General features: G+C 65.5%; 5 protein-coding genes. All 5 read right to left on the reverse strand.

The window, feature by feature from the left end; translation table 11 throughout:
- Positions 1-202: 202 nt before the first annotated feature.
- The 5 genes from BLW27_RS20325 to BLW27_RS20350 all read right to left on the reverse strand — a co-directional run bounded on the left by BLW27_RS20325 (position 203) and on the right by BLW27_RS20350 (position 3,472).
- Positions 203-673 carry a cupredoxin domain-containing protein gene (locus BLW27_RS20325; protein ID WP_089886535.1) on the reverse strand — a complete coding sequence of 157 codons (471 nt, stop codon included), beginning with the start codon at positions 671-673 and terminating at the stop codon, positions 203-205.
- Positions 674-1,268: 595 nt separating this feature from the next.
- Positions 1,269-1,973: a TVP38/TMEM64 family protein gene (locus BLW27_RS20335; protein ID WP_425429311.1), complete on the reverse strand. Its 705-nt coding sequence runs from the start codon at positions 1,971-1,973 to the stop codon at positions 1,269-1,271.
- 320 nt (positions 1,974-2,293) lie between these two features.
- Positions 2,294-2,743, reverse strand: coding sequence for a c-type cytochrome (locus BLW27_RS20340; protein ID WP_089886539.1), 450 nt, complete (start codon positions 2,741-2,743; stop codon positions 2,294-2,296).
- Complete coding sequence (copM, locus tag BLW27_RS20345) at positions 2,740-3,237, reverse strand: CopM family metallochaperone (RefSeq protein WP_342708096.1); 498 nt, start codon at positions 3,235-3,237, stop codon at positions 2,740-2,742. Before copM ends, BLW27_RS20340 begins: the two co-directional genes overlap by 4 nt.
- A gap of 43 nt (positions 3,238-3,280) precedes the next feature.
- Positions 3,281-3,472 carry a heavy-metal-associated domain-containing protein gene (locus BLW27_RS20350; protein ID WP_089886541.1) on the reverse strand — a complete coding sequence of 64 codons (192 nt, stop codon included), beginning with the start codon at positions 3,470-3,472 and terminating at the stop codon, positions 3,281-3,283.
- Between the last annotated feature and the right edge of the window lie 398 nt (positions 3,473-3,870).

Here is a 3,870-nt window from a genome sequence, read left to right on the forward strand (position 1 = left end):
CGGTAGCGGGCGGGAGGAGGCTTGCTCATGCGACCAGTCTAACCGCATGGATTCGCGATGTGAATCGCCCGCAGTCAGAGTTACGCAACAACGCCTGCCTCCGAACAGGTCGGCACGCCGATCTTAGGTTGATTTGGTCATGTCATATCTCCTTTCGTCCGGTGCGGGCGGTTTGGCCGCCCGCGCTCGAGGAGGATGGTTCTCATTCGACCGTAATCGGGCCGTGCATTCCGGCTTCCATGTGCCCCGGGATAAGGCAGGCGAACTGGAAGCTCCCGGCATTGGAGAACGTCCAGATGATCTCGCCGTCCTCGCCGGGGGCGAGGTGCAGGGCGTTGGGATCGTCGTGATCCATCTGGCCCATTTCGGCCATCTCCTGCTTGTGAGCGAGGTTGTTCTCCTTCGTGCCCAGCACGATCTCATGCGCGAGGTCTCCGATGTTGCTCACGTCGAAGCGGATCGTCTCGCCCTCGGAGACCACGAGTTCGTCGGGATCGAAAACCATGCCGTCAGCGGTCTCGTTCATGCGTATATCGACGGTGCGGTCCACCTCGGCAAGACTGCCGGGCTGGCCCACTGGACGGCTTTCGTCGTGGGAATGATCGCCCGAGCCGGCGGCAAAGGCCACAGTGGAGGCAAGGACAACGGCGGATGCGAGTATATGCGTCTTCATATTGTCTCCTGAACAGGTGCGGCTTCAGTGGAGCGCGCAGCTGGAATTCTTCGAGGCCGATCCGGCGCGCTGCTTCGCCGTCACGTCTCGGTTGAGGGTGGCTCAGGAGAAGGTAGCCGGCGGCCGGTTCTGGCTTTCGGCACGCGCGGCCGGCGGCGTGGCGGTACCGGTGGACGCATATCGCGCCCGGGTCAAACTGAGTGGGCGTGCCGCAAAGATGGCCGCGGCAGCGATCCAGTTGCAAGCGTGGAAGCCGCAAGACAGGTGCGTGGCCTCACCTGATCGGTGCCCGTGCTCACCGGAAGCCGAGACCGGGTCGACGGAATGGGGCGCGGCATCCGCATGGTGCGAAATGACCCACTCCGCGCCCCCGCAGCAGTCGCGCTGCGACGGGGCGTGGTCCTTATGACCCGTCGCCATGACCACGGTCGGAAGCAGGAACGCGATGACGAGCGCCCGGAGGAATGGGACCAGCAGCCTCATGCGCAGCACGCTACCCGATCCGCGCGCGCAGTGGCAAGTTCTTGACCTACACCGCGGCGTTTCCACACCGAAGGGGCGGGGACCGCCAGCAGGCGATCTGCCGAGCCCGACCTCAGCGCGGTTTCCTGCCCCGGCCACGCCAGGCTGCCCAGACCAGCGGCGCACCGGTCACCAGGCCCAGTCCCAGTGCCGCGGCCCACGTGAAGGCACCGGCTTCTCCGCTGGCCGCGGCAGTCCCGAAATGCGCGAGCAGAAAACTCGCGGGGGCAATCCCCGCAAGGGTCGCCAAGGCGAACCGCCAGAACTTCAATGTGCTGAGACCCGCTGCGTAGCTGATAAGGTCGAAGGAAACGAACGGCATCAGGCGACTGGCGAAGACAGCCGCCGTCAGGGCGTTCTGCGAGCCCAGCAGGCCCTGCTCGATCCGGTCGCCGAACCAACGCTTCATGACGCCTCGTCCCAGACCGCGGGCCAGGCCGAACGCGATGAGCGCGCCGGTTTCTGCGCCGAGGATCACCCAAAGCGTGCCCCAGAAATGGCCGTAGGCCGCACCGGACGCCATGGCGATCGGGGCGCTGGGGATCGGGCTCGCCACGACCGCGACAGTCATGAATGCGACGATGACGGATGGGCCTGCCGCCCCGGCGGCCTCGACCAGCCCGTCCAGAGTTTCGCGATCAACCTCGGCGGCGAGGCCAGGAGGCCCCCACAGAGCCCAGGCGCCTACTCCGATGGCCACGAGTACGGCGAGGCCGATGAGGGAACGCCGCATCATCCGTGCCGTCGCCCGAAATGCTTGTAGAAAGGCGGCATTCATTTCTCTCCCGATCCATCGGCAAGGTCCGCAATCCGCGCCAAGAGCGCTGGCTCCCTTATTGCTGCCTTCCCCGAAAAGAGCCATTCGAGCAAGGCTGCTGTGCTGGAGTGCCCGTCAACTCGCTGCGACGTGAGTGGCACTTAGGATCCCGCTCTTCGGAACAATGCGTTTTCAGGTCGACAGCGGAAGATCTGCGGACCGTTGCCTCGTTATAGTCCCACCTCCGGAAGCAGGTTCGGCAGAAGCAACGCCAGGAAACGAGGTCGAGTTGCGGCTATTTCGGGACAAGCCAGGCGCTTCCGGCCTTCGATGAAGGCGGTTCAATCCCCACGCGATACCTCTTCCTGATAGGCCCGCTCACGTTCCGGCCAAGTCGACTTGATGTAGGCCAGCACCGACCGGATGTCTTCGTCGCTCAGGATGTCGCCGAAGCCGGGCATGTCGCTTTCGTAGCCGTTCCCGATGACGGCGGCCGAGCCGTCGTGCACGATCCGGAACAGCGCCTCGTCGGAATGGTGCCATGTGTGCCCGGTGGCGTCGTGCGGCGGTGCCGGGAACCGACCGGACGGCAGCCGCGTCTGCCAATCGGGCTGTCCTTCCAGTTCCGCACCGTGACACGCCGCGCAATGCGCGGCGTAGAGGGCCTGTCCCTCGGCCACCGCCTGCGCGTCCTGCGCCGAGCCACCATCCGCCAGAGCGACGGCGAGACCCGTGATAGCGGCGCCGGCGGCAAGGCCGGTGCCGATCAGCAAAGTCGGCCGCGGTTTCACCTGGCGTTCTCGGCCAGCCAGTTCTCGAGGAACGCGATCTCGGCCTCCTGGGCCTCGATCACCTCTTCGGCAAGCCGCCGCAGTGCCGGATCTTGGCCGCGCTCGAGCAGGATCCGCGCCATGTCGATCGCGCCCCGGTGATGCCCAATCATTCCACGGGCGAAGTCGACATCGGGATCGCCGGTGAATTCGATATCCATCGCCTCGTGCATCGCGCGATTGACGGCGCGATAGTCATCGATCGCTGACGAGCCGGGGCCGGATGCCGCTCCAGCGCCGTGCGCGTCGTGGCCGGCGCCCGCCCCGTCGTGACCGGCTGCCGACCCCTTGGGATCGCCTGCCGTGTCACCGTGCATTCCCTGCATCATGTGGTCCTGGCCGCCGCCATGCATCATGCCTTGCGCACCGTCGTGGCTGGTCTGCGCTATCGCAACTCCAGCCATTGCGAGCAAAGCCGCCACGCTGGCCGGGATGAGTGATACTCTCTGTGTCATAGGATGTCCTGCCGTTATCTGGCTGAAACCGCTCAGCCGATCCTTACCGACCAACGCGATAGCCTTCGTCTTCGATGGCTTTCCGAACCGCCTGCGGGTCCGTTCGGCTGTCCACCGAAACCCGGCCCGCCGCCCGGTCCACGGCGACCCTTGCATCGGGGTCGAGCGCCTGAACCGCCTTCGTGACCGCCCGCTCACAGTGACCGCAGGTCATTCCCTGAACCTCGAACTCCATCGTCCGCCTCCATGTCTTGTGGACCGTATATCGGCTCTTCCACCGCTGGAAGGTCAAGACGCCAAGGATCACAAATTTTCGCCGATCTCGCGGGACCGATCCCGGTCGTCAGGCTCTTGCCAAATCGAGGGCTGGGCGGATTCTCAACGCGCAACTCACAACCGAAGGACGCCCCGCCCCAGATGGGCGCGGCGCCGCCTTCGGCGCCACTCAGGAGGCGCCGTCTTCCGGCCTCCGCAGAACGCCCGAGCGCCGACGAAGCGACTCCGCGGTTCGCGCACGCGCGAAGCGCTTTTGGCCCTATGCACACGACCAGAAGCCGCGGTATCCGACGGTCAGCCCTTGCTCCAGCTCAAAGATCATTTCTGCGTTGGAGCGCCAGTCTGCCTCTTCGCCGA

Source organism: Citreimonas salinaria, from assembly GCF_900107235.1.
GTDB lineage: Bacteria > Pseudomonadota > Alphaproteobacteria > Rhodobacterales > Rhodobacteraceae > Citreimonas > Citreimonas salinaria.